At 65.9% G+C, this 24,112-nt stretch carries 19 protein-coding genes; 10 read left to right on the top strand and 9 right to left on the bottom strand.

The genetic code is table 11. The annotated features are described in order from the left end of the window. Positions 1-19 precede the first annotated feature (19 nt). From AB4Z42_RS02120 to AB4Z42_RS02110, 3 genes are all read right to left on the bottom strand, one after another. Positions 20-1,270, bottom strand: coding sequence for a KasA/KasB family beta-ketoacyl-ACP synthase (locus AB4Z42_RS02120; RefSeq protein ID WP_442007459.1), 1,251 nt, complete (start codon positions 1,268-1,270; stop codon positions 20-22). Between the two features lie 222 nt (positions 1,271-1,492). Beyond that, positions 1,493-1,978, bottom strand: coding sequence for a DUF5994 family protein (locus AB4Z42_RS02115; protein ID WP_442007458.1), 486 nt, complete (start codon positions 1,976-1,978; stop codon positions 1,493-1,495). A 429-nt stretch (positions 1,979-2,407) separates the two neighbouring features. Continuing rightward, positions 2,408-2,611, bottom strand: a complete 204-nt coding sequence (locus tag AB4Z42_RS02110) for a cold-shock protein (protein ID WP_014209407.1) — start codon at positions 2,609-2,611, stop codon at positions 2,408-2,410. 334 nt (positions 2,612-2,945) lie between these two features. Here AB4Z42_RS02110 and AB4Z42_RS02105 point away from each other — a divergent pair, with 334 nt between their 5' ends. Beyond that, positions 2,946-4,301, top strand: a complete 1,356-nt coding sequence (locus AB4Z42_RS02105) for a DUF4185 domain-containing protein (protein WP_442007457.1) — start codon at positions 2,946-2,948, stop codon at positions 4,299-4,301. 30 nt (positions 4,302-4,331) lie between these two features. Continuing rightward, positions 4,332-5,027, top strand: coding sequence for a peptidoglycan recognition protein family protein (locus AB4Z42_RS02100; RefSeq protein ID WP_442007456.1), 696 nt, complete (start codon positions 4,332-4,334; stop codon positions 5,025-5,027). A 9-nt stretch (positions 5,028-5,036) separates the two neighbouring features. Here AB4Z42_RS02100 and AB4Z42_RS02095 read toward each other — a convergent pair whose 3' ends face one another. After that, positions 5,037-5,735 (bottom strand): DUF4333 domain-containing protein, encoded by a 699-nt coding sequence (locus AB4Z42_RS02095; protein ID WP_442007455.1) that lies wholly within the window; start codon positions 5,733-5,735, stop codon positions 5,037-5,039. Continuing rightward, a complete protein-coding gene (locus AB4Z42_RS02090; RefSeq protein WP_442008091.1) occupies positions 5,732-7,102 on the bottom strand; it encodes a peptidase in 1,371 nt (456 codons plus the stop codon). The genes AB4Z42_RS02095 and AB4Z42_RS02090 overlap by 4 nt, the downstream gene beginning before the upstream one ends. Before the next feature lie 235 nt (positions 7,103-7,337). Between AB4Z42_RS02090 and AB4Z42_RS02085 the strand changes: the two genes are divergently transcribed. Next, a complete protein-coding gene (locus AB4Z42_RS02085; protein ID WP_442008090.1) occupies positions 7,338-8,897 on the top strand; it encodes a protein kinase domain-containing protein in 1,560 nt (519 codons plus the stop codon). Here the strand turns inward: AB4Z42_RS02085 and AB4Z42_RS02080 are convergent. The 4 genes from AB4Z42_RS02080 to AB4Z42_RS02065 all read right to left on the bottom strand — a co-directional run bounded on the left by AB4Z42_RS02080 (position 8,894) and on the right by AB4Z42_RS02065 (position 14,843). Beyond that, complete coding sequence (locus tag AB4Z42_RS02080; protein WP_442007454.1) at positions 8,894-9,853, bottom strand: hypothetical protein; 960 nt, start codon at positions 9,851-9,853, stop codon at positions 8,894-8,896. The genes AB4Z42_RS02085 and AB4Z42_RS02080 overlap by 4 nt on opposite strands. A gap of 107 nt (positions 9,854-9,960) precedes the next feature. Continuing rightward, positions 9,961-11,763 carry a bifunctional serine/threonine-protein kinase/transporter substrate-binding domain-containing protein gene (locus AB4Z42_RS02075; protein ID WP_442007453.1) on the bottom strand — a complete coding sequence of 601 codons (1,803 nt, stop codon included), beginning with the start codon at positions 11,761-11,763 and terminating at the stop codon, positions 9,961-9,963. A gap of 191 nt (positions 11,764-11,954) precedes the next feature. Further along, entirely contained in the window at positions 11,955-13,301 is a 1,347-nt protein-coding gene (locus AB4Z42_RS02070) for a cytochrome P450 (protein WP_442007452.1), read from the bottom strand. Positions 13,302-13,340: 39 nt separating this feature from the next. After that, a complete protein-coding gene (locus tag AB4Z42_RS02065; RefSeq protein WP_442008089.1) occupies positions 13,341-14,843 on the bottom strand; it encodes a DUF4407 domain-containing protein in 1,503 nt (500 codons plus the stop codon). A gap of 251 nt (positions 14,844-15,094) precedes the next feature. On the opposite strand from AB4Z42_RS02065, the gene AB4Z42_RS02060 reads away from it, so the two are divergent. From AB4Z42_RS02060 to AB4Z42_RS02030, 7 genes are all read left to right on the top strand, one after another. After that, a complete protein-coding gene (locus AB4Z42_RS02060) occupies positions 15,095-17,467 on the top strand; it encodes a lysylphosphatidylglycerol synthase domain-containing protein (protein ID WP_442007451.1) in 2,373 nt (790 codons plus the stop codon). Positions 17,468-17,559: 92 nt separating this feature from the next. Continuing rightward, positions 17,560-17,946 carry a DUF2237 family protein gene (locus tag AB4Z42_RS02055; RefSeq protein WP_442007450.1) on the top strand — a complete coding sequence of 129 codons (387 nt, stop codon included), beginning with the start codon at positions 17,560-17,562 and terminating at the stop codon, positions 17,944-17,946. A gap of 46 nt (positions 17,947-17,992) precedes the next feature. Then, positions 17,993-18,481, top strand: coding sequence for a hypothetical protein (locus tag AB4Z42_RS02050; protein ID WP_442007449.1), 489 nt, complete (start codon positions 17,993-17,995; stop codon positions 18,479-18,481). Positions 18,482-18,487: 6 nt separating this feature from the next. After that, positions 18,488-19,285, top strand: a complete 798-nt coding sequence (locus AB4Z42_RS02045; protein ID WP_442007448.1) for an SDR family NAD(P)-dependent oxidoreductase — start codon at positions 18,488-18,490, stop codon at positions 19,283-19,285. After that, complete coding sequence (locus tag AB4Z42_RS02040; RefSeq protein ID WP_442007447.1) at positions 19,282-20,907, top strand: LuxR C-terminal-related transcriptional regulator; 1,626 nt, start codon at positions 19,282-19,284, stop codon at positions 20,905-20,907. Before AB4Z42_RS02045 ends, AB4Z42_RS02040 begins: the two co-directional genes overlap by 4 nt. 144 nt (positions 20,908-21,051) lie before the next feature. Continuing rightward, positions 21,052-22,644: an MFS transporter gene (locus AB4Z42_RS02035; protein ID WP_442007446.1), complete on the top strand. Its 1,593-nt coding sequence runs from the start codon at positions 21,052-21,054 to the stop codon at positions 22,642-22,644. Next, on the top strand, positions 22,641-24,107 hold the full coding sequence (locus tag AB4Z42_RS02030) for an APC family permease (protein ID WP_442007445.1): 1,467 nt from the start codon (positions 22,641-22,643) through the stop codon (positions 24,105-24,107). Before AB4Z42_RS02035 ends, AB4Z42_RS02030 begins: the two co-directional genes overlap by 4 nt. The last annotated feature ends 5 nt before the right edge of the window (positions 24,108-24,112 follow it).

Below are 24,112 nucleotides of genomic sequence, written 5' to 3'. Positions count from 1 at the left end.
CCTGATGGCCTGACCGCCGTCAGGCCGCGCCGAACGCGAGCACGACGTTGTTGCCGCCGAGACCGAACGAATCGGAGACGGCGTATCGGTACTCACCGTGCCGCGGCCGGTCGGCCACGACGTCCAGATCGATCTCGGGATCGAGGGTCTTCAGGTTGCGGGTCGCCGGTATGACGCCGTCGCGCAGCGCCTGAACCGTCAGCACGGCCTCCACCGCGCCCGCGGCGCCCAACGAATTGCCCAGTGCCGCCTTTGGCGCATACACCGCCGCCGAATGGTTGCCGAGCGCGCGCCGGATCGCGCGCGCTTCGGCCAGGTCGCCGAAGGTGGTGCCGGTGGCGTGCGCATTGACGTGGTCGATGTCCGTCGGCGCCAGGCCGGCCAGCTCGATCGCCCGGCTGATGGCGTCGCCGGCGCGCTCTCCACTCGGGTCCGGGTTCACGACGTCGTAGCCGTCGGAGTTGATGGCAGCGCTCATCAGCCGGGCCAGAATGGGAGCGCCGCGCGCCTTGGCGTGTTCTTCGGTCTCGATGAGCATCAGCGCTCCGGCCTCACCGAACACCATGCCGTCGCGGTCGGCGTCGAACGGGCGGCACGCACCTGCCGGATCGTCGTTGTTGGCCGTGAGCCACCCGAGATTGTGGAATGCCGCAACGGGCACGGCCTCGATGCAGTTGTCGACTCCCCCGCAGATGGCCACGTCGGCTTCGCCGAGAACGATGCCCTGCCAGGCTTCCGCGATCGCCGCGGCACCGGAGGCGTCTGCCAGCACCGGCGAGGTGATTCCCGCCTTGGCCTGGATGTCCAGCCCCACCGAGGCGGCAGGCGCGTTGGGCATATGCATCTGAACCGCCAGCGGGTTGGCTGCGCGCAATCCACGTTCGTTGAAGTCGTAATACAACTTGATCATCGCCTCGGTGCTGGCCAGCGCCAACCCGATCGACACCAGGAGCCGACGGTTGTCGACTTCGGGGGATCCGGCGGCCTGCCACAGCCTGCGGCCGAGTACTCGCGACATCTTTTGCATGTACGACAGTCGGCGCAGCTCGACTCGGTTGAGGTGCTGGTCGAAATCTTCGCGGAGTTCACCGCCGATGCGCACGGGCATGCTGTATTCGTCGACGAACGGTTTCTCCAGTCGCCGAATCCCGCTCTGCCCCTCCAGCAATTGCTGCCAGGTGTCCTCCGCGTTCGTTGCGAGCGCATTGCTCGATACGAGGGCGGTAACGACGACATCGGGAAGACCGTCGCCGGTGGTCTTGCTCGCCATGGGTCACCAAAGTCCTTCACTCATCCAGCTGCCCTGGTCGAAATTCCCCGATCTACGTTCGAATATGCACCGCAGCATCGACTTTTTCAACGCTTCGGCAACTGCCAGGATTCCACCCAGGATTCCATGGAGCATCGACACGTGCCCATGCATGTCGAATTCGTCAGGTACGCATCGATGTTCGCTGCGACCGGTACCGACATGGGTCGTTGGGTCGTCGGGTCAGACCTCGACGGCGCCCTTGGTGGCAGACTCCTGGGCCAGGCGCCCAGCCCACGCCGCACTCTCGGCCTTCGCGACGCTCATCACGTTGTGAGCGGTCTGCCACAGCTGGCTGTCGCGGTCAGCGTGGGCCGCGGGCAGTCCCGCTGCGCAGCGCATCACCATCGCACCGAGGTTCGCCGACGTCATATAGGGCACCACCAACAGCTTCGCGCTGGCGCCGCGGCCCTCGACCACCATGAGGCGGGGACGTCGCGGACCGGGCCGGTCGACGGTCCGGGCGCCGGTGACGATCGAATCGAGGTCGACGGGCCCCTCGGTGGGCGACCAGTTGATACAGATATCGATGATCTCGCCGAGTGGCGCATGCAGAACGCCGATGAGTTCAGGCAGCTCCGAGGCGACCGACGCGGTATGTGGCCACCAGGCGCCATCGATGTCGGCGCCCAGTTGGCGGGAGAGCAGAAGCCGTACGGGGCGCGCCATTCGCCGCGTCCCCGATAGGCCGTTCACGACGAAGGCTTAGAAGAAGGTGATTTCTCTCGGTCATCATCCGAGAACGTGGGGTTCTTGGTCGGCTCTGTGGAGGCCTCACGCTTCTCGGAGACCTGCGGTTTGTAGGGGTGTGAAAACAGGTCCGACGAATCCATAGAACACGTCCTTAAACGTACGGGTACAGCCCATACATACGATGTGGGCGAACGGCGATCCGTCCGCAGGCTGATCACAGGGGCAGCGGTGAGAATCGGTAAGAGAGTGCTGGGGCGATACGGCCTGAGCTCCAATTTACCCGATCATCGGCGGGCGCAGTGAGTCGCCTCTGTTCCGTTATGAAAGATTCTGCGTTTCAACACCCCTGAAACGCACTGTGGGCTGGTGGGAATCAACCCACCAGCCCACGTGACGAAGATCTGGTTAAACGGCGGTCACACCGACTGCCTGCGGACCCTTGGCCCCCTGCTCGACGGTGAACTCAACGCGCTGGTTCTCCTCGAGCGACTTGTAACCACTTCCCTGGATTTCGCTGAAGTGAACGAAGACATCGTCCGCTCCGCCATCCGGGGCGATAAAGCCAAAGCCCTTATCGCTGTTGAACCACTTCACAGTTCCCTGCGTCATACTCTTACTTCTCTCACTCTGAAACGGATGTCGAACAGACATCCCAGCAAACAGTAGCACGGTCAGCAGCCAAAACGTATTCCGTTGTGCTGAACAGCTTTTCGCAAAATCGGCGGCAGCACTCTGCGGCTTTTATTGAGCGGCAATGCTTCTGGGATGCCGAGGAGCAGAACCCCCTCTAACCGGCGCCTCGTGAATTTCACCCAACGGTTGCGACACGGTCACGGATACATACCCATTCGAGTATCAGTAGTCCCAAAAACCCCACTGATCACTATGGTCACATGGACGAACTGAAGACGTCAATGCGACGTCGTGTCCTGAAAGGTGTGACATGGCGCCGCGTCGGATTGCCTCGCTATCGGTTGCGTCGGCGACGGCGCTGAGCGTGGTCATCGGCATCGCCCCGCCCGCCTTCGCCGCACCCTGCACCGGCGCCGCCGCGGCCGTCCAACCCCCTCGGGCGTCGAACACCGGCGAGACGCCTGATCTGCCCGGCGACGGTCGACCGAGAGGTCAGCGGCCCACCGGCACCAATGACGGAGCGGCACTGCCGAGCCTGGGGCAGATTCCGGGACTTTCGCAGCTCGGACAGGTGGAACAACAAGCCGCGGTCGTACCTGACCCCGCCCAACCGGTCCCCGATGCAAACGCCATCGCACCGCCGGCTCCCCCGGCGCCGTCGCCGCCCGGCACATCGCTCGTCGGCTGGGTGACCGGACCGGAAAGCCCGAACGACACCGTCAACCGGTTCGCGATCACCGGCACCGACCTCGGCATCATGTGGGACAACGGCAGCGGCGAGGTGCTGATGGCCTTCGGCGACACCTACGGGTATTGCGGCGTAAAAGGCCAGCAGTGGCGCTACAACACGCTCTTCCGCAGCCGGGATGGCCAGTTGTCCAAGACCGTGTCCGCCTCGAGTTCGCCCCTGTGGTCTCAGGGGCTTTCCAAGCAGGTCATCAACAGCATCAAGTTCTCGCCGCAGGAGAAGGGCATCATCCCGACCGCGGGCATCTCGGTCAGCGGCACCCAGTACGTCAACTTCATGTCGATCAAGAGCTGGGACAGCGACGGCCGCTGGACGACGAACTTCTCGGCCATCGCGGTGTCGCCCGACAACGGTGAGCGCTGGGGTGTCTATCCCGATTCCGTCCGGCCCGCCCGGCCGGGCGAAACCGACCGGGTCCAATACGTCGCAGGCAACGAGAAGTTCCAGCAGGGAGCCTTCCTGAAACCGGGTCCCGGCGATCCCTACATCTACAGCTTCGGCACCCCCTCGGGGCGTGGGGGTGCCGCATACATTTCGCGCGTGCTGCCGGCAGGTGTGCCGGACCTACGCAGGTACGAATACTGGAGTTCGGATTCGAACAGCTGGGTGCCCGGCGATCCCGCTGCTGCGACGGTGGTGATCCCTGGGCCGGTCAGTGAGATGTCGGCGCAGTACAACACCTATCTCAACCAATACCTGGTGCTCTACGGCAACGGCGCCAACGACATGGTGATGAGGACAGCGCCCGCGCCGCAAGGGCCGTGGAGTCCGGAGCGGTTGATCGTGCCGTCGATGCAGTTCCCCGGTGGCATCTATGCGCCGTTCCTGCATCCGTGGTCAACGGGCAAGGAGCTGTACTACAACGTGTCGCTGTGGTCGGCGTACAACGTGATGTTGATGAAAACCGTTCTGCCGTAACGACGCTGATTGCACCGTATCCTGGCCGTCATGGATGAGGGGCCAGGCGCGATCAGTCGTCGCCGGCTGCTCTGGCTGGGCGGCGCCGGACTGGCCGCCATGGTCCCCGCGACTTCCACTGCTGCGGCCGCCCCCGCCTCGCGTGCGATTTTGTGCCGCGACGCCTGGGGCGCCGCACCGCCCCGCGGTCCTGGCCGGCCACAGGTCCCCGACCGCCTGACGCTTCACCACACCGAGGTGGTTCTCGGGCCGAACAGCAATGCGCCGGCCCGACTGCGTCAGCACCAGCACTACCACCAGGACACGAAGGGGTGGATCGACATCGCGTATCACCTCAGCGTCGACCGCAACGGAAACATCTATCAGTTGCGCGATCCCCTGCTCGCGGGCGACACCGCGACCACCTACGACACGACCGGTCACTTCCTCGTCGTGTGCGAGGGAGACTTCGACAAGGAACAGGTGACGGAAGAGCAGGTCGACGGAGCTGCGCTTGCATTCGCCTGGGCTGCACAACAATTCGACATCCCCACCGATACGATCGCGGGCCATCGGGACGAATTCCCCGACATCACCTGCCCCGGTGCGAGTCTCTACTCCCACATCGCGTCGGGAGACCTCCGGCAACGGGTTGACGATCTGTTGGCCGCCGGTCCCGTTGGGCTCGCCGAGATGTGCGGTCCCGAGGCGGACGCTGCGGTCGCCGACATCGAGGCCGGTGCCTGACCCGCCGAGCTATCGCGGTCCGTCAACCTCGTACGTGCCCAAGTCGTCCTGGAAGACCACCTGCACCTGTCGTTGCGCGCCGTTGATCTCGACCTTGCACGAAAAGCCCGCGCCCTTCTCGACGGTGGGGTCCTCACCGTTGTTGCAGTCCACCTTCGTCACGTCGTTCGCGCCGTAGCCGTTGATCGGGTCGCTGAGGATCTGTTGTACGCCGGCCTCGGCCGCGCGCACATTGAGCACCGTGCCACCGCCCCCGAAGAATCCCGTGAACCAGAGACCGCCGACCAGTGCCAGGCCGCCGATCACGGCGATGGCGACGACCATGCCGGCGATCATCGGTGTGCGCGACGGCTTGGACGGCGGCCGAGTGCCGGAAGGCTGCGGCTGGCCATACTGCTGCGGCTGGCCGTACTGCTGCGGCTGGCCGTACTGCTGAGGTGCGTACTGCTGAGCCGGCTGAGCGGCGGGCGGCCATGACTGCGCGGGATAGGGCTCCTGCTGCGGCGGGTAATAGGGCCGCTGCTCTTGCGGCGGCGGGTAATACGGCCGCGGCTCCTGCGGCGGCGGATATTGCGGACGCGGCTGCTGTCGCGGTGGGTACTGCGGCGGGCGCGGCTGTTGCGGCGGTGGATAGCCAGGCCGGCCCGGTTGCGCGCCGCCCGGACGCGTCCACCACGGTTCGCCACCTTGTTCTGGAGGGCGCGTCATGAGAACCGCTCGAAGCACTCGTCGATGGCACTGGACAGTCCGAGCCGGTAGGCGAGGATGCGGGTGAACCCCGCGGGCGCCGGGATCCCGTTGACGTCGCTGGCGACCATCCCGTTGGCCAGAAGTCCCGCCACCGCCTCGTCGGTGTCACCGGGCGACAGAACGAAATCCGCGCCGTCCTCGTTGGTCATCCGCCCTTGCGCCACCCCGGTCAGACAGGCTGTGCGCAGCGCCGCGACCGGCGTATCGATCTTGACGCCGCGCTCCTTCTGGACAGCCAGGACATAGCGGGACGTCACCATGGAGAACGCGCTGTTGTCGCCTTGAACCAGAACTTCATCCTGATCCTCGTTCTTGGCCGCGCCGGCTGCCGCAAGAGCGGGCATGTCGACGAAGATGGTGTTGGACTCGGGACAGTACGACGTCGGTTCGGTGATCGTCGCACCGGTGCAATCGGAGCGCTCGGAGGTCACCTTCGGCTTGTCGGATGGCTTAAATGTCGTGTCCAGCACATTCATCAACTGCGAGAGGGTGTCGTCGTTGATCGGGCTGTCCAGGGTCGTGCTGTCGTAGCCGGATGTCACGTGCTCGGGAAGATCGCCCTGGCGCCTGGTGATCTCGTCGACGTCGATCGCGGCGCACTGGTCGGCTCCACCACTGAAGCCCATCTGGAACGCGCTGACGCGGTCGAGGGCGGAACCGTGTGGATCTTCGGCGGGTCCACCTTCCAACCGGTCGCGGATGTAGATCACGCCGGCGAGCACATGGTTGAGACCGTCGGCGGTGCTCAATGTGAATCGCGGTGAATCCCCGGCCGCCACCCAATGCAGATACACGCCTGCGAAGCAGTCGGCCTGCTGTTCTCGGACCAGGCCCGGGGTATCGAGGTCGGACAGCCCGGCCATCCATTGCAGCGCATGCCCGTACTCGTGGGCGATCACCCCGACGACACCCATGTCACCGAAGTACTGCTGCGCGACGGGAAGGAAGGCGCCGCGGTCCCAGATCATCGTGTTGAGCTTGAAGCAGAACGCGGCGTTGGGGCTTTGATACGTATCCGACCCGCACAGCGGCGGACTCGACGGATCCGTCGAATCGTACGAGACCAGGGTTTTCACCGGCTCGAAATTCCCGGGTAGATAGTTGGCGTAGTTCTTTCCCCAGAAATCCTGAATGTCGTTGACCGCCAACAACGCCAGGTGATCCATGGGGCCGTTGTCAGTGTCCTCGACGGTGCCCTCCGTCGCGGGCGCATCCGGCCGGGGACCGCTGGGCCCGTCCGTGACAGGCAGGCCTCCGACACGGTCGGGGTTGAACAGCATGGACGTCGCGCGGCCGTCCACCACGCTCGAGGCGCAGCCGGTCATCAGCAACGCCGTACACGCCAGCGCGATCACCGACCTCGCGGCACTGATGCGGCGTCGGCCGGTCACCAGGTCGTTCACTCGCTATTGCTCCTCGTCATGGCCACGTGTTGGCCCCTACTTTGCCTGTTTCGTCCTATTTCAGCAGAGGGAATAGGCGAACAATCCCATCGCTGAGACGGATACTCGTCCCGAGGAGGAGACAGCGGTGGCATCAGGGAGCTCACGTGTTGGCCAGATGTTCGGCCACTACAGACTTACCGGTCTGCTTGGCCGCGGCGGCATGGGCGAGGTGTACCGGGCGGATGACACGAGAAAAGGCCGGACAGTCGCACTGAAGATCCTCGCGGAGCAGTTCTGGCAGGACGAAAAGTTCAGGACCAGATTCCAGCGCGAGTCTCGTGCGGCCGCAGTTCTCCAGGAACCACATGTGATCCCCATACACGACTGGGGTGAAATCGACGGGCATCCGTACATCGACATGCGTCTAGTCGAGGGTCAGACGTTGCAGGAGTTACTGAGTCCCGGACCGCTGGCACCCGCACGGGCGTCGTTCATCATCGGCGGGGTCGCTGCCGCTCTCGACGCGGCGCACACCGCGGGTCTGGTCCATCGGGACGTCAAGCCGCAGAACATCATCGTCACACCCTCGGATTTTCCCTATCTCGTCGACTTCGGCATCGCAGAAGCCAAGGGCGAAAGCGGGCTGACGATGACCGGTATGCAGATCGGCACATTCGCATACATGGCTCCGGAGCGGTTCCGCGACCGGGACGCCACTCCGGCGGTCGACGTCTACGCGCTCACGTGCGTCCTCTATGAATGCCTTACCGGCGATGCCCCATTCGGTTCCAGCAGTCTCGAGCAGATCATGACGTCGCATCTGTTCGTGCCGCCACCGCAGCCCAGCACAGCGAACCGGGCCCTGCCACCGGCCTTAGACGACGTGATCGCGCGCGGCATGGCCAAGGAACCCGATGACCGCTATGGAAGCTGTGGGGCATTGGGCAGGGCGACCCAGCGCGCACTGGAATCCGACACCAATGTCGGATGGACGCCAGGCCCGACGGTGCAGCTGCCACCCCGTCACCCCGGCTACGCCGGGACCGTTGCAGGATTCAGTGGCCCCACAGTTCAGCGGCCGACCGACGTCGTGCCGCCCCAGCCGTCCTACGGCGCTTCGCCGCCCGCCGCGCTGACTTCGGCTGCTCCGGATTCGACGTCGCGCAAGTGGTTGATGCCGACCATCATCGCGGCCGTCGCAGCGCTGGTTCTGGGCTGTATCGGGATCGTGATCGGAGTGCTGAGCAAGGAGGATTACCCGCCGGTCGCGTCTGCACCCGACACACCCGATCCGTCGGCGCAACCGCCCGCCCCAGATACCGATACGAAGGGTCCGGGCACGACCGACGACCCGCCCACCGGGAATCCATTGGGCGTCGGCGCACCACCGCCGCCACCGCTGGTCGGGAGAGACACCAGCGCAAACCCGAAGAGCTGCACGGGCGACTACTCGCTGCCGCGCCGCAACGATGTCGGCACGCATTCGCGGAGAGGCTCAGCCGATACCTCGTGCCTCTTCACCGAGAGTGTTCTACATGCGTACTGGCGAACGTTCAACGACGCCAGTCGTGATCGCCGACAGGTACTCGCTCCCGGAGCCGTCGACTGTCGCACTGTATTAGGCGACGGAACCGGCTGCAATGGACCGAATTTCGTGATGGAGTGCGTCGCGCGCCCCGGCGACGCGTTCATCACTTGCACCGGCGGCAGGGACGCCGTCGTCTATCTCTATTAACAGCGGCCGACCGGCAGCAGGTCGGCGCGCTCCTGAAGCCAGACGGCTATCCGGCTCAATTCCTGTGTCCCATCCTCGAATGCGCCCGAATTCGGCTCGACCGCCACGGCGACTACCGCCAGGCCATCATTGACCGGGATGACCCCGAACTGCCGGACAAGGTAATTGCCGGCCGGCGATGGGCCCCAACCCCCTTTGAATTCTGCGCCCGGAATCTGGCCGAGTCCCCAACTCTGATCCGGCGCGATTTGTCCCATCAGGTCCATGATCGGCTGGTTCCGGGGATCACATGCCGCCGAGGAAAGAAATGTTGCCTGGTCGTTCAGGGACCACGTCGTTTGACCGAATGCAGTGAATTCCGTTCGCAACTTTTGTGATTCGACCACTGCTGGGGCACCAGCGTCGGCCAAAACCGCTTCCACTTTCTGCGCAGCGACGGCAGGATCGCCGAGCCCCGCCCAGATCGATTCGGCGGCGTCGTTGTCCGACTGGGTGATTGCCGCACGCATCGCTTCGGTGACGCCAGGCGAATCGGGGGCGCGGAGACCGGCGATCGCCAGCGGTACCTTGATGGTCGACCATGCGATCCCAGTGGACCATTCGCCAGCCGTCACCGACACCGGTCCTGCGCCCAGGGGTCGGACAACGATACCGACTTTCGCTTCGAGCTCAGCCGCGAGCGATGCAAACGCCGCAGCGAACGGTTCGCTTCCGGCAGCCGGGGGCGTACCCGGCGCGAGTGCGATGGGCGACGGAGGCGCCGCCGTTGGTTGCGTGGATGGCCCCCTCTCCGTCGACGAAGGCGCCGAGACGAGATGGCTGCCGATGACGAAGCCGCCTCCGACGATTCCGATGGCGAGGGCGACGATCAGCACAACCAGCAGAAGGGATCGGCGGGGGCGATTCCCTTTCGTGCGCGAGCGCCGCACAGGCGGGCTGTTCGTCGTTATGGCCATCTCCCCCAGTATTACCGCCGATGACGCGGGGTTCCTGCATCAAGACGGCAAGCTGTTGATAACAATGTCGTCACCGCCCGGCAACCGATGAGCTCAGACGGGTCGAATCAGCTTGGTGCGCCATTGATCGTCGGCGAGATGATCATGCCCTTCTCGACGCCCCACATTGTCGAGATGGTCTTGTACTCGCCGGTCTGCATCAGGTGCTCGAGCGCCTGGCGCAGCGATTCCGCCAGGCCTGAGCCTTTGGGAACCGGCCAGCCGTAGGGGGCGGAGTCGAACATCTCACCCGCGGCCTCCAGTCCCCCGCCGGACGTCTTGATCGCGAACGACGTCACCGGGGAATCCGCCGACATCGCATCGACTTCCCCGTTGATCAGCGCCGCGGTGAGGTCGTCCTGGCTGACGAACACCTTCTTGGTGATCGGCGCCTGTCCCGCGGCTTCACACCTGCCGCTCTTGGCCGGAATCTCCTCGGACTCTTGGAGAGACGGGTAGGCGACACCGACCGACAGGCCGCACGCATTGTTCGGATCGATCTCGGCACCGGGTCGTTGCGCCCACAGCGTGCCCGCCTCGAAGTAGGTGACGAAGTCGACTGCTTCCTCGCGCTCCTTGGTGTCGGTGAACGACGACATCCCGACGTTGAAGTCGCCGCCGCGCACTGAGGGGATGATCGCCTCGAACGCCGTCTCCCGGTAATCCGGCACGAGTCCCAGCGTTCGGGCGATCGCGTTCATCAGGTCGACATCGAAGCCGACGATCGCACCGCTGGCATCCTTGAATTCGTTTGGGGCATAAGGCACATTCACGCCGATGATCAATCGGCCCGTCGACTTGATGTCTTCGGGCACCGTGGCCGCGATCGATTCCACCGCGCCGGGCCGTGGTTCGGGAGTCGCCGTCGACGAACTCTCCGCGACGCTCGCGGGCTCGGCGCCTCCGGACCCGCCCCGCCACTGCCAGACCCCGACGCCGCCGGCCACCACCGCCAGGGCCACCGCCATCGCGACCGCGACCAAGCGGCCGGACACCCGACGACCGGTCGGGGCGGCGCGTCGCGCGGAATGCCGTCCGCTGCCTGCCATCCGCACCGGAGCGTTGAGGGCACGGCGTGCGGCCGCGGCCAGTTCACCGGCCGACTGATACCGCTTTGCGGACTTCTTGGCCATCCCCTTTTCGATGACCTCGTCGAACGCCGCGAGCCTCGGGTCGATCGCCGACGGCCGCGGTATCGGCTTGGTCATGTGCCCGGCGATCTGCTGTTCGAGACTCTGTGCGGGATAGGGCCGGTCCCCGGTCAGGCATTCGTAGAGCACGCACGTCAATGCGTAGATGTCGGACGTCGGGTCGACCGGCTTGCCCTCGAACCGCTCGGGGGCCATGTACGCCATCGTCCCCAGCGTGCTGCCCGCCGTCGTCAATCCGACTTCACCGGCGCTTCGCGCGAGGCCGAAGTCGATCAGGTACACGAAGTCGCGGTTGGTGATCAGGATGTTCGATGGTTTGACGTCGCGGTGGATCAGCCCCGCGGCGTGGGCGGCGTCCAGCGCCATCGCGACCTGCTCGGCCACCTTGACCGAGAAGTCAGTTGGCAGAGCGCCTTTCGTCTCGGTGAGCACAGTCCCGAGGTTGCGGCCCTCGATCAGCCGCATGTCCAGATAGAGCCGCCCGTCGATCTCACCGAAACGGTGGATCGGCACCACATGCGGATCGTTGAGTCCTGCGGCGGCCTGCGATTCGCGCCGAAACCGCGCCTGGAACGTCTCGTCGGCCGCCATGGTCGGCGGCAGCACCTTGAGCGCGACGATCCGGTCGGTCTTGGTGTCGTAGGCCCGATAGACCTCGCCCATTCCCCCTCGGCCTATCAGCTGCTGCAGCTGATAGTGCCCGAATGGTGTCGAATCCACCGTTAACTCCTCGGCAGCGGACCCCGCGTCGCTGTGTCGACCGAAACTACATCAGGTTTGCCAGAAAGTCTTAATAGTCGCCATAGCACCGCGGCGCCCGTGAACGTTTCGTCTCCCGCAGACGCATATCCAAGTAGGTAGCCCCGCTGAAGGGTCACCGGAATCGCGCTGCCGTCGCTGGAACTGGTGAATCAGCTCGCGGAGTGCATCGCGGCTTCCGTGGACGCCACCTTCTTGACGGCACGGACCGTGATTCGTCCGCCGCGCTTCGGCGTCATGATCACGTGTTTGAGTTTCGTCTTCTCGCCGGGTTCGGCAGTCGTGCTCAATTCGACGCGACGCAGGATCTCGCGCAGCACGATGCGCAACTCCACCATCGCGAAACCCGCACCGAGACAACGTCGATTGCCGCCGCCGAACGGGAACCACGTCGTCGGGCTCAGCGTCGCGCCCCCCATCCGGTCGGGATCGAACTTGTCCGGTTGCGGATACACGTTCGGGTCGAGGTGCACGGAGGTGATGCTCGGCACCACCATCACCCCGGCCGGCAGCTGATAGCCCGCCACCTCGACGGGTTCCTTCAGAATCCGGCCGACATCGGGCACCACCGGGCGGATGCGCAGCGTCTCCTTGCCGATCGCGTCGAGGTACTCGTCACCCGCGTCACCGGCCTCGGCCGCGGCCACCGCCTTCGCCAGGATCTCGGGGTGGCGGGTCAACCGCTCCAACGCCCACGCCAGCCCGGTGGCCGTGGTGTCGTGCCCGGCCACCAGCAGGGTGATGAGCTGGTCGCGCAACTCCTTGTCGCTCATCGCGTCACCGCTGGCCTGGATCAGCATCGCCAGGGCGTCGGTGCGCTCGGCGATATTCGGATCGGCCCGACGTTCGGCGATCTCGGCGTACAGCAGCCGGTCGGCTTCGGCCATGTTGCGCGCCAACCGCCGCCACGGCCGCCGACGCTGCAGGCTCGGCTTCGCGATCGCGAACGACTCCCAGGCGCCGACGCTCAGCAGCCGCGGCATCACGTCACGCAGCGCCGCCAGCCGCGCCGGGTCACTGGCCCCGATCACCGTCCGCAGGATCACCTCGAGCGTGATCTCCGACGTCTTCGGTGCCACCGGGAACGGCTTGCCGACCGGCCAGCCTGCGATGTTCTCCGCCGCGATCTCGGCCATCAGGTCGGCCTGGCGTGCGACGGCGTCGCGATGGAACGGCGCCATCATGTGTCGGCGGCGTTCGCGATGAACATCGCCGTCGATCACCAGCACCGAGGTTTCACCGAGCAACCCGCCGAGCATCGAATTGGCCTCGCCCGCATGGAAGATTCGCGGGTCACCCGCGAACACGGTCTTGATGTCGGCCGGATCGGTCAGGTAGACCATTTTGCCCATCATCGTGTTGCTCAGCGTGAAGACGTTTCCGTAGCGGCGTCGGCACACCGCGACGAACTCCTGCCACCACCGCATCATCAGCACGAGCTGGATCGCGCCGTGCAGCGGTGGTCCCGGCGGAAGTGACGTCTTCGTTGTTGAACTCACGCCTAATAGACTACGAGGATCGAGCGCCGCTGGGAATGGCTAGCCCGATTTCCCGACGCTCGGGGGCAACTGGCGTGGCCCGTCGGCGCCAGGCGTGATCGAGGGCGCGGTCCGGGCGCCGACGTTGCCGCGCTGCGACGACACGACAGTCCTGGTCGTCCCCGCGGAAATGCGTTGCTCTTCGGGCTCGACGACCTGCTCGTCAGCCTCTTCGGTGTGGACGGTCACCGTCCGACTGCGCCTCATGGAGAAGTGGACTTCCTCCTGCTCTTCGAAGATCTGCCGCACGCCACGCAGCGGTTTGGTGGCCGTCTCGACCGCGGTCGCCACGATCGGGGGCACAAACGGCCGGATCCAGCGGGTCGCGGCCTTCGTGACGTGCGGAATCGTCGGGACCAGCGAGCCCGGGCCTTCGCGGCGAGGCTCGAGCTCACCGGCCGATTCGGCGGGCGCCGCCAACTCCGGCGCCGCCGTTTCCGGCTCGGTCACCCGCTCGGCTTCCACGGACAACGGTTCGCTCACCGCCTCGATGACCCGGCGTCGATGCTGCTCACGGTCGATCTCGGTCTGCGCCTCGACGGCGAGCCGGGCGCTCGCGAGCTGCTGCTCGGCCCACATCGTCTCGACGGCGGCCCGCACCTCGGCCTTCTTCACCGCGATCGCCGTGTCGGCCTCCAGCTCCGCCTGTTCGCGGGTTGCTCGCGCGGCCGAACCGCGATCGTGGGTCGTTTCGCCGCGCCACAGCTTGAGGATCAGCGGAAGCAGATACACCAGCACACAGAACGCGATCGCGAGCAGCCGCAGCAGCATCGCGGTCGGAGCGGCGAGCGTGTGATCGTTCATGGTTGCCCAACGCGCACCCAGACCGTGGTCTACATCCGCTGACGCTGTTTCGCGGGCCTGCGTCAGCGCCTGTTCACCCGCGGCGATCTCGGATGCGAGCTCGGGTGCGCGACGGTCGCGTTCGGCCACCGCACTGTCGAGCTGTCGCGTCGTATCGGTGAGAAACTCGTTGGCCGTGCGGTTTTCGGGCCCCGCACCGGGCAAACCGGTGATGTGTGTCTGCGGGCATTCGGGTGAGGCGTTGAATTCGCAGCGCGCCACGATCAGCGCCTCGTCGCGCCGTTGCAGCGCACGGGTCACCGCATCGTCGAGTCCGGCCCGCGCGTCAAGGCTGCGCTGAACTCCCGCGGCGGCCTGCGTCACCGCGGGTGTGGCGTTGGCGCGCACGGCAGCCTCGTCGTGCAGCGAGCGGTCGATCATGCCGGAGAGCAGCGCCACCGTCGCGAGTTCGCCGACGATCACACCGAGTCCGACACCGACCGCGGCACGTCCGGCGACACTCACCCAGCGACGTGTCGGACGACTGGAGATCGCCCAGCTCACCGCCGCTGCGAGCACGCCAAACACCGACGTCGCGGCGATGACGGCCGCAGTCGGTGCGTCCGTGGAACCCGCGACGGCCAGCGCGGCGATCAGCCACGCCAGCGCCGCCCCGAGAAGGACTGCCACACCGGCGGGCGTAATTCTGTTGGCGTACATCGAAACCCCCGAGTTCTGGCGCGACGGCACGACGACCACACATCAACTCGACGACATCGGTGTTGTGGTCAGGCGGAACGCAAACCCCCGCGGATCGCGCCGTCACGCCGGCTGCGAATACACGAAAATCCTCTCACAGCGCCATCGGGTGCGCCGGGCTCGGTGGCCGGTGCCGCACCTCGACTGTTTTGCCCGGTTAAGGTATCGGCGAGTCGCGCACCGGCGCGCCGCATCGGAAAGATCCTGGATACATGCGAGTTGACGGACGGGACATCACCGTCTCGGGCGACCTGCTGCAGCCGTTGACCCGTCGGACCAACGACATCATCCGGGTGGTCCTGTCTGCGGTGTTCCTCGCGGTCGTCATCACCAGCTCGCTGATCACCCGCAACGAATGGGTCGCGCTCGAACGGTCGGTCTCCGAGATCGTCGCCGTCCTCACCCCCACCCAGGCCAACCTGGTGTATCTGGCGTACGGCGTCGCGATCCTGGCGTTGCCGTTCGTCATTCTGGTCAGCCTCATCGTCGCCCGCCAGTGGAAGCTGCTGGGCGCGTATGCGGCCGCGGCCGCGATCGCCGGGCTGGCGCTGTCGATCACGAACGCAGGCATCGCGGCGCCGCAGTGGCATTTCGACCTCTCCGAGCGCCTCGACAGCCTGCCCTCCCAATTCGTCGACGACCCGCGCTGGATCGCGATGCTCGCCGCGGTGCTCACCGTGTCCGGCCCCTGGCTGCCTGCGCGGTGGCGGCGCTGGTGGTGGGGTCTGTTGCTGGCGTTCGTGCCCATTCACCTGGTCATCAGCGCGGTGGTACCCGCACGCTCGCTGTTCGGGCTGGCCGTCGGCTGGTTCGTCGGCGCGTTGGTGGTGCTCGTCGTCGGCACACCCGGCCTCGACGTCCCCCTGGAGGGCGCGGTTCGCGCGATGGCCCGCCGCGGCTGCGTGGTCTACGAACTCAAGGTGCTGCGGCCGACGGGCGCCGGACCGCTGATCATGCAGGCCTCATGTGAGGACCAGCAGACGACGGCGGTGATGGAGATGTACGGGCCACACCAACGCGGCGGTGGCGTACTTGTGCAGATCTGGCGCAAAGCGCGGTTTCGCGACAGGGAGACCGCACCCCTGCACGCGTCGTTGCGCCGCGCCGTCGAACACCGCGGGTTGATGGCCATCGCGATCGGTCAGCTCAAGGTCGCCAACATCTCGACGATCGCCGTGGCGGCGCTCGAGCGCAGTTGGACGTTGTACGCCCACACTCCAGTGCGCGGGACACCGATCGGCGACTGCACGGCGGCCATTCCCGTGAGCTGGGTCTGGGAATCGCTGCGCGAACTTCACGACTGCCAGATCTCGCATGGAGACCTGCGCGCCAGCGAGATCACCGTCGACGAGACCGTGTTGTTCGGCGGCTTCGACAGCGCCGAATACGGCGCGACCGAAGCACAACTGCGGTCCGACATCGCACAGCTGCTCGTGACGACGACCCACCTCTACGATGCCCCTTCGGCGGTGCGGGCCGCCATCGACGCCTTCGGCAAGGACACGGTGCTGTCCGCGTCACGTCGACTCACGAAAGCTGCTGTCCCGTCGCGCATCCGCCAGTCCGTGCGCGATCCCAAGGCTGTCATGGCGGCCGCACGCGATGAGGTGATGAGCCAGACTCGCGTCGACGAGATCCGCACGGAGACGGTCACCCGGTTCACCCGCGGCCAGCTGATCCAGCTCGTGCTGTTGATCGCGCTCGTCTACGTCGCGTATCCGTTCATCAGCTCGGTGCCGGCGTTCCTCACCGAATTGAGCACTGCGAACTGGTGGTTCGCGCTACTGGGGCTGGCGGCGTCGGGGTTGACGTATCTCGGCGCCGCGGCGTCGCTGTGGGCCGCCGCCGACGGTGTGGTCAAGCTGTGGGGCCTGATCGTCATGCAGGTGGCCAACAAGTTCGCCGCCACCACCACCCCTGCGGGCGTCGGCGGCCTCGCGCTGAGCGCCAGGTATCTGCAGAAGGGCGGCCTCACGCCCATGCGCGCGACGACCGCGGTCGCACTGCAGCAGTCGGTGCAGGTGATCACTCACGTTCTGCTGCTGATCTTCTTCAGCACCGCGGCGGGCGTGTCCGCCAACCTTTCTCGTTTCGTTCCCAGCATCAACGTGCTGTACCTGGTCGCCGGCCTGCTGCTCGGACTGATCGGAACCTTCCTGCTGGTGCCCAGGCTGCGGCACTGGCTGGCGACGTCGGTGCGGCCGCACCTACAGGAGGTGCTCGGCCACCTGATGGAACTCGGCCGCGAGCCCAAGCGTCTGGCGGTGATCGTGCTCGGTTGCGCGGCAACCACTCTCGGGAATGCCTTCGCGCTGTGGGCCGCGATCGAGGCGTTCGGCGCCAACACGTCGTTCATCACGGTCACAGTCGTGACGATGATCGGTGGCACGTTGGCGTCCGCGGCGCCGACACCCGGCGGCGTCGGCGCTGTCGAAGCGGCACTGATCGGTGGCCTGGCCGCCTTCGGGATGGCCGCAGCGGTCGCCGTTCCGTCGGTGCTTCTCTATCGCGTGCTGACGACCTGGATGCCGGTGTTCGTCGGTTGGCAGGTCATGCGCTGGATGACCAAGAACGCCCGAATCTAATTCGCCGAACGTGGGTTACCCGCACGCTTTCGGGCGTGAACACGTGCGGGTAACCCACGTTCGCGACGGACAGGAGAAGTCATACTGGGCCGGTGGGTGAACTCAACGTCTTGGGCGGACCGTTGGAGCCGTGCGGCACCGACCCGATGACCGGCTTCTACCGCGACGGCTGCTGCTCGACCGGACCTCAGGACGTCGGCAGGCACACCATCTGCGCCGTGGTGACCGCCGAGTTCCTCGAGCATCAACGCTCCATCGGCAACGATCTGTCGACGCCGATGCCGCAGTACCGCTTTCCCGGCTTGGAGCCCGGCGACCGCTGGTGTGTCACCGCGGTGAACTGGCTGCGGGCGTACCAGGACGGCTACGCGGCCCCGGTGGTCCTGGCATGTACCCACGAACGCACGCTCGAGGTGGTGCCGATCGAGGCGCTGCGCGAAAACGCCGTCGACGTTCCCGACGACCTCGGCAGCCTTTGACGCAATATCCTTCAGCCCGCCCCTGATCAGGAATACCGTGGGCGCTATGACAGACCAGGTACCCGCGGTCTCGACGGGGCATCCGCCTGAGAAGCTTCTCAAGATCGCCAACCCGATGCTGCGTTTTCTCCTGGGCACGCCCCTTGCGGGTCCGTTGCGCGGCCAGCTGATGGTGATGAACTTCAAGGGCCGGAAGTCGGGCCGCGAGTTCTCGATTCCGGTGAGCGCGCACCACATCGACGGGGTGCTGTACGCCATGGCCAACGCGGGGTGGAAGGCCAACTTCCGCGAGGGTCTCGACGCCGAGATTCTCCACGCGGGGAAGACGACCAAGATGCACGGCGAAACGATCTCCGACCCGACCGTCGTCGCCGATCTCGCGCACCGGTGCGCGGAGGGCTACGGCGTCAAGAAGGCGCAGACGATGATGGGGCTCAAGTTCCGCGACAACCGGATCCCGACCGTCGAGGAGTTCGCCGAGTGTGTCGTCCGCGAGAAGATGGTCGCCGTCAAGTTCACCCCGCGTCAGGCGTAGTACGACATGCAGCTAACGGGTAAGACGGTTCTGCTCACCGGCGCCACCGGCGGCCTCGGACAGGCGATCGCGACGGCACTCGCCGCACGCGGTGCGCGGCTGATCCTTAGTTCGCGCAAGCAGGAGGAACTCGCACGGCTCGCGGACTCGCTCGCCGGAGGTGGCCACCGCACGATCGTCAGCGACCTCGCGGAAGATGGCGCGTCGCTTGCGTTGCTGGCCGAGGCGGGCGACATCGATGTGCTCGTCGCCAACGCCGCCCTGCCGGCGTCGGGCAAGCTCGACAGCTTCACCCCGCAACAGATCGAGCGGGCACTGCGGGTCAACCTCGAGGTCCCGATACAGATGACGCGTGAGCTGATCCCCGCGTTCACGACGCGACGGTCGGGACACTTCGTCTACATCTCGTCGATGTCCGGCAAGGCGGCAACAGCCGGCGCATCACTCTATGCCGCAACGAAATTCGGTCTGCGGGGCTTCGCGCTGTGTCTGCGCGACGACTTGCATCCCGCAAGTGTCGGCGTATCGGTGATCTGCCCCGGGGCCATCCGCGACGCGGGCATGTACGCGGAATCGGGGGCGCCGCCGCCGCCGCTCATCGGCACCGGCACACCCGAGCAGGTCGGCGACGCGGTCGTCACCGCAATCGAGCGCAACCGTGGCGAGATCGACGTCGCTCCGCTGCGGCAGCGTGTGTTGGCACGGTTCGCGATGAACGCCCCCGCGATAGCATCCCGCATTGGAGGCGAGGTCGCCGCCAAGGCCGCCGCAGAGATCGCCGCTGGACAGACGGAGAAACGTTGACGCCCGCTGACGACGACGAACTTGTCGCCGCACGAGACGCGTACAGACGGGGCGACTGGCGCTCTGCCTACGACCATTTCGGCCGAGCGGTCAAGACCGCGGAGCTGACCACCGATGACCTTTCGTCGCACGGCATGGCGGCGTGGCGGCTGGGCTACGGCAGGGAATCCATCCGGATGTCCGAGGAGGCCTTCAACCGATTGGTGGCCGAGAACAACACGCGGACCGCCGCCATGAAGGCCGCCGATGTCGCACTCCAGTGGCTCAACGGTGGTGACGTGACGATCACCCGGGTGTGGGTCAATCGCGCGCGCAGACTGCTCGAATCGTCCCCCGAGGACGAGGCCTTCGCCTATCTGCTGTACGTGGACTCGCAACTGTCGGTTGTCGAAGGGCAGTACGACGCGGGAGTGCAGCGCGCCCTGGAGCTCGAGGAGTTCGTCAGTCAGCGCAACTCCCCCGGACTGACCGCACTGTGTTTGACCGCCAGTGGCCTGTCGAAGCTCCCGTTCGCACGCACCAGCGAGGCCCTTGCCGACCTGGACGAGGCGATGATGCCGGTCCTGGCGGGCCAGGTTCCGGTGGATTGGGCCGGCGACATCTACTGTGCCGTGATCCACGAGTGCTATCGACTCGGAGATCTGAGCCGCATGAAGACCTGGACCAACGCGATGGACAAATGGCGCCAGGGCCCAGAGGTTGCCGCATCCTGGTATGGCACCACTTGTGAAATCCACAAATGGCAATTACTCAGCGCCACAGACGATTACCGAGAACTGGAGCAGCGGCTGGTCAAGGCCCTGGACGCCATCGAGGATTTCCACATCTCGGCGGCCGGTGAAGGCCACTACGAACTCGGCGATATCCGTCGGCGAATGGGCGACGTCGACGGTGCCCGTGTGGCGTTCGCGAAGGCACGGGAGCTCGGCTTCGATCCGCTCCCCGGCGAGGCGCTGTTGCGGTCTCAGCTCGGCGAGGACGCCGCCGCGGCAGGCGACTTGCGGATGCGCATAGATGCCGAGTCCGACGAGATCACCCGCATTCGGCTGCTTCCCGCGGCGATCGAAATCGCGCTGGCTCGCGACCGCATCGACGAGGCGGACCAGTACTGCGGCGAACTCGAGGAGGGCGCCGAAAGGTTCGACTCACCCGGGTTTCGCGCGTGGGCGCTGCACGCCCGCGGAGCCTTGCTCGTCAAAAAGGACGCCCCAGCTGAGGCGCTGCCCCTCCTGCAGGACGCGCTGCGTCGGTACCGAAGCACGCAACGCCGCTATGAGATGGCGCAGGTCTGCGAGTGGATGGCACGGGCCCGCCAGGCGACCGGAGACAGCGCCGGCGCCGCATCCGACGCGGCCACGGCCGAATCGATGTACCGCGAACTCGGGGCCCGGTCGACGCTGACGAACAACGCCGAGCTGCCCGGCGGCCTGACCAAGCGCGAAGTCGAGGTTCTCGCGCTCATCGCGGCCGGCGGGTCGAACCGCGATGTCGCAAAACAGCTGTTCATCAGCGAAAAGACCGTCGGCAGGCACCTGGCCAATATCTTCGTCAAGCTCGACGTCTCCTCGCGCACGGCCGCTGCGGCATGGGCACACGAGAACAGGGTGCTGCCCAGCGCGTGAGCGCGTCTACATCATTTGCCCCATACGGCATGTAGCGAACACATCTTTCGCCTGATGTTCCGGCCCCTGTGAGGGCCATAGCTTTGTGATCAGCCGCTTCAACAGGAACAGATCACCGAAAGCCAGGGACGAGGTGTAGCCGTGATGACACGCAGCTGGACGGCTCTCGGGGTCCTCACCCTCGGAGTGCTGCTGATCGGTGTCGACGGCACGGTGCTGGCGGTGGCGGCCCCGTTCATCAGCAGGGACCTCGGGGCGACCGCCACGCAGATGCTGTGGATCGGCGACATCTACTCGTTCGTGCTGGCCGGTCTGCTTGTCACGATGGGCGGTCTCGGCGATCGCATCGGTCACAAGAAGCTGTTGCTCGGTGGTGCAATCGGCTTCGCGACCATGTCGTTCGCAACCGCATACGCGCCGACCGCGGAGCTGCTGATCGGTGCGCGCGCGCTGCTCGCCGTTGCAGGTGCGACCCTGGCTCCGGCGACGCTCGCGTTGATCCGGGCGTTGTTTCCCGACTCGCGGGAACGCATTGTGGCCGTGGGCATCTGGGCGGCCGTCTTCTCGGCCGGAACGGCGCTGGGTCCGGTCGTCGGCGGGCTCCTGCTGGAGCACTTCTGGTGGGGCTCGGTGTTCTTGATCAACGTTCCGGTGATCGTCGTGCTGCTGCTCGGCGGCGCGAGATTATTGCCGGAAATGCGAACCCCCAAGCCGGGGCCGTGGGACCTGCCGAGCGTCGGGCTCTCACTCGTCGGAGTACTTGGCCTCGTGTATGGCCTGAAGGAGTTCGTCCACAACGGGTTTCATGTCGACGCCATCGTTGCCGGCTTGGTCGGAGCCGCGGCGCTGACACTGTTCGTCCGACGGCAACTACGGCTTCACGATCCGTTGATCGACATCCGGCTGTTCTGCAATCGCACCTTCTCGACTGTCGTCGCCGCGAACGTGCTCTCGGTACTCGGCCTTTCGGGCGTCGTGTACTTCCTGTCCCAATACTTCCAACTCGTGCACGGGTACAGCCCGTTCCATGCCGGGCTCGCCGAGCTGCCCGCCGCGGTGGCGGCGATGGTGTTCGGCCTTCTGGCCGGCGTCGCCGTGCGCCTCTGGTCGCGACGCGCGGTCCTGTCGACCGGGTTGGCGCTCATCGGTTTCGCGCTGGCGTCGATGGCGACGGTCGGCCCGTCCACCGGCTACCCGCGACTCGGGATTGCTCTGTTCGTCGTCGGCGCCGGCCTCGGCCTGGCGTACACGGTCGCCAACGACTTGATCCTCGACAGCGCGCCGCCGGAGCGAGTGGGTGCCGCAGCCGCCATCTCCGAGACCGGCTACGAGCTGGGTATGGCGCTGGGCATCGCAGTGCTCGGTTCCATCGTCGCCGCCGGGTACCGCGGACTGACGATTCCGCCCGGCATCCACGACGACGTGGCGTGGCATGCAAAGCAGACGCTCGGCGCGGCGCACGAAGCAGCGCTCGCGCTGCCGGCCGAGTCGGGTCACGCTCTGCTGACTTCCGCCCAAGGCGCCTTCACCGAAGGTCTCGCTGTCGCGGCAGGTGCGGGCTCAATTCTGTTACTGGCATCGTCGGCGGCGGTATGGCTGTTGCTGAAACCACGCCCAGCGCGGGAGATTCCGGCGCGGGGTCGCGAGAACTGTCGGAAACGTCAAAGCGTGCGAGTATGCGGTTCCGGCTCGCTAAGGTCTGGGCACCCATCAGGGCGACAGGAGGCACGGAGATGACAGAGGTTGCTCCAGAGGAGAACGTCGCCGACGAGTTCTGCGAGGACTGCGGGTACGAACCCGAACTGAAACGGTCGCTCAGCCAGTTCCAAGTGTTCGCGATCTCGTTCGCGTTCATTTCGGTCGCGGTCGGCGTTTTCGGTACCTACGACGACGTGCTGCAGAACGCCGGGCCGGTCGGAATCTGGCTGTGGGTGATCGTGGCGATCGGGCAGACGCTCGTGGCGCTCGTGATCGCGCAGTTCGCCGCCCGCATCCCCCTCAGCGGCTCCTCCTACCAATGGGGTTCGCGACTGGCCAACCCGAAGGTCGGCTGGTGGTTCGGGTGGGCCAACTTCTGCATCCTGGCATTGGGCGTGGTGGCCATCAATAACGCGCTTGCCCAAATGGCCCTGATGCCGCTGCTCGGCATGGCAGAGGACGAGGGCACCGCGCGCGTGATCACGGTGGTGCTGATGATCATCGAGGCAGTGATCGTCATCGCGTCGACCCGGCTGTTGGCGATGATCAACAGCGGCGCGGTGGGTCTGGAACTGACGCTGGTGATCGTATTGACGATCGCGCTTCTGGTGGCTGTCGCGGTTTCGGGCAAGGGATCCGTCGACAACCTCATGTCCCGAGGTATTACCGAGGGCGCCACCAACTATTTCGGTGTCGGCGGTGGATTGATGCTCGCGACGGTCATGGGCATGACGACCCTCGTCGGTTTCGATGCCGCAGCCAACCTCGCCGAGGAAGCCAAGAACCCCTACCGAACAGTCCCGCGTGCGGTCGTCGGCTCGGTGATCGCGGCCGGAGTGCTGGGACTGTTATTCCTGATCGCGCTCACCGTCGCCATCGACGACATCCCGCGAATCAGCCGCAGCGACTCACCCGTGGTGTTGATCCTGCGCGATCAGCTCGGCCCGGTCGCGGAGCACATCCTGCTCGGTGCGATCGCCTTCGCGTTCTTCGGCGCCGGGATGGTGACCCTGGCCACCTGCTCGCGGATCGTCTACGCGATGGCGCGCGATAGCCGCTTTCCTGCGCACGGGTTGATGCGCCGCGTCAACCCACGCACCCAAACGCCGATTCCGGCGACGATCCTGATCGTTGTCTTGGGGATCGTTCTGATGGTCGTGATGCCGGGTGACGCCCTGCTGGAGCTGATCACCACAGGGACGATTATCGGGCCGCTCCTTTACGGCGCGACCATCGTCCTCTACCTGTGCGTACGCAAGGGACTTGGCCGCGAGGAGGGCGCGTTCGACCTCGGCCGCTTCGAAATGCCGGTCGCGATCAGCGCCTTGATCTGGTCGGTCATCGCGGTGTTCTTGATCGTGGCCCCCGAGTCGGCGAGGGTGCCCATCGTGATCGTGGTCGCGCTGTTCCTCATCGGCGCGCTGTACTTCGTGAAGCTGTGGAAGTTCAACCGGGAGGCCCTGGAGACCGCGCCGGGTGACACCGAAATGTTCAAACACTGATCGAG

Origin of the sequence: Mycobacterium sp. 2YAF39, from assembly GCF_052114565.1 — a bacterium.
GTDB lineage: Bacteria > Actinomycetota > Actinomycetes > Mycobacteriales > Mycobacteriaceae > Mycobacterium.
The sequence above is the reverse complement of the archived record's forward strand: the minus strand, read 5'-3'. Positions and strand labels throughout refer to the sequence as shown.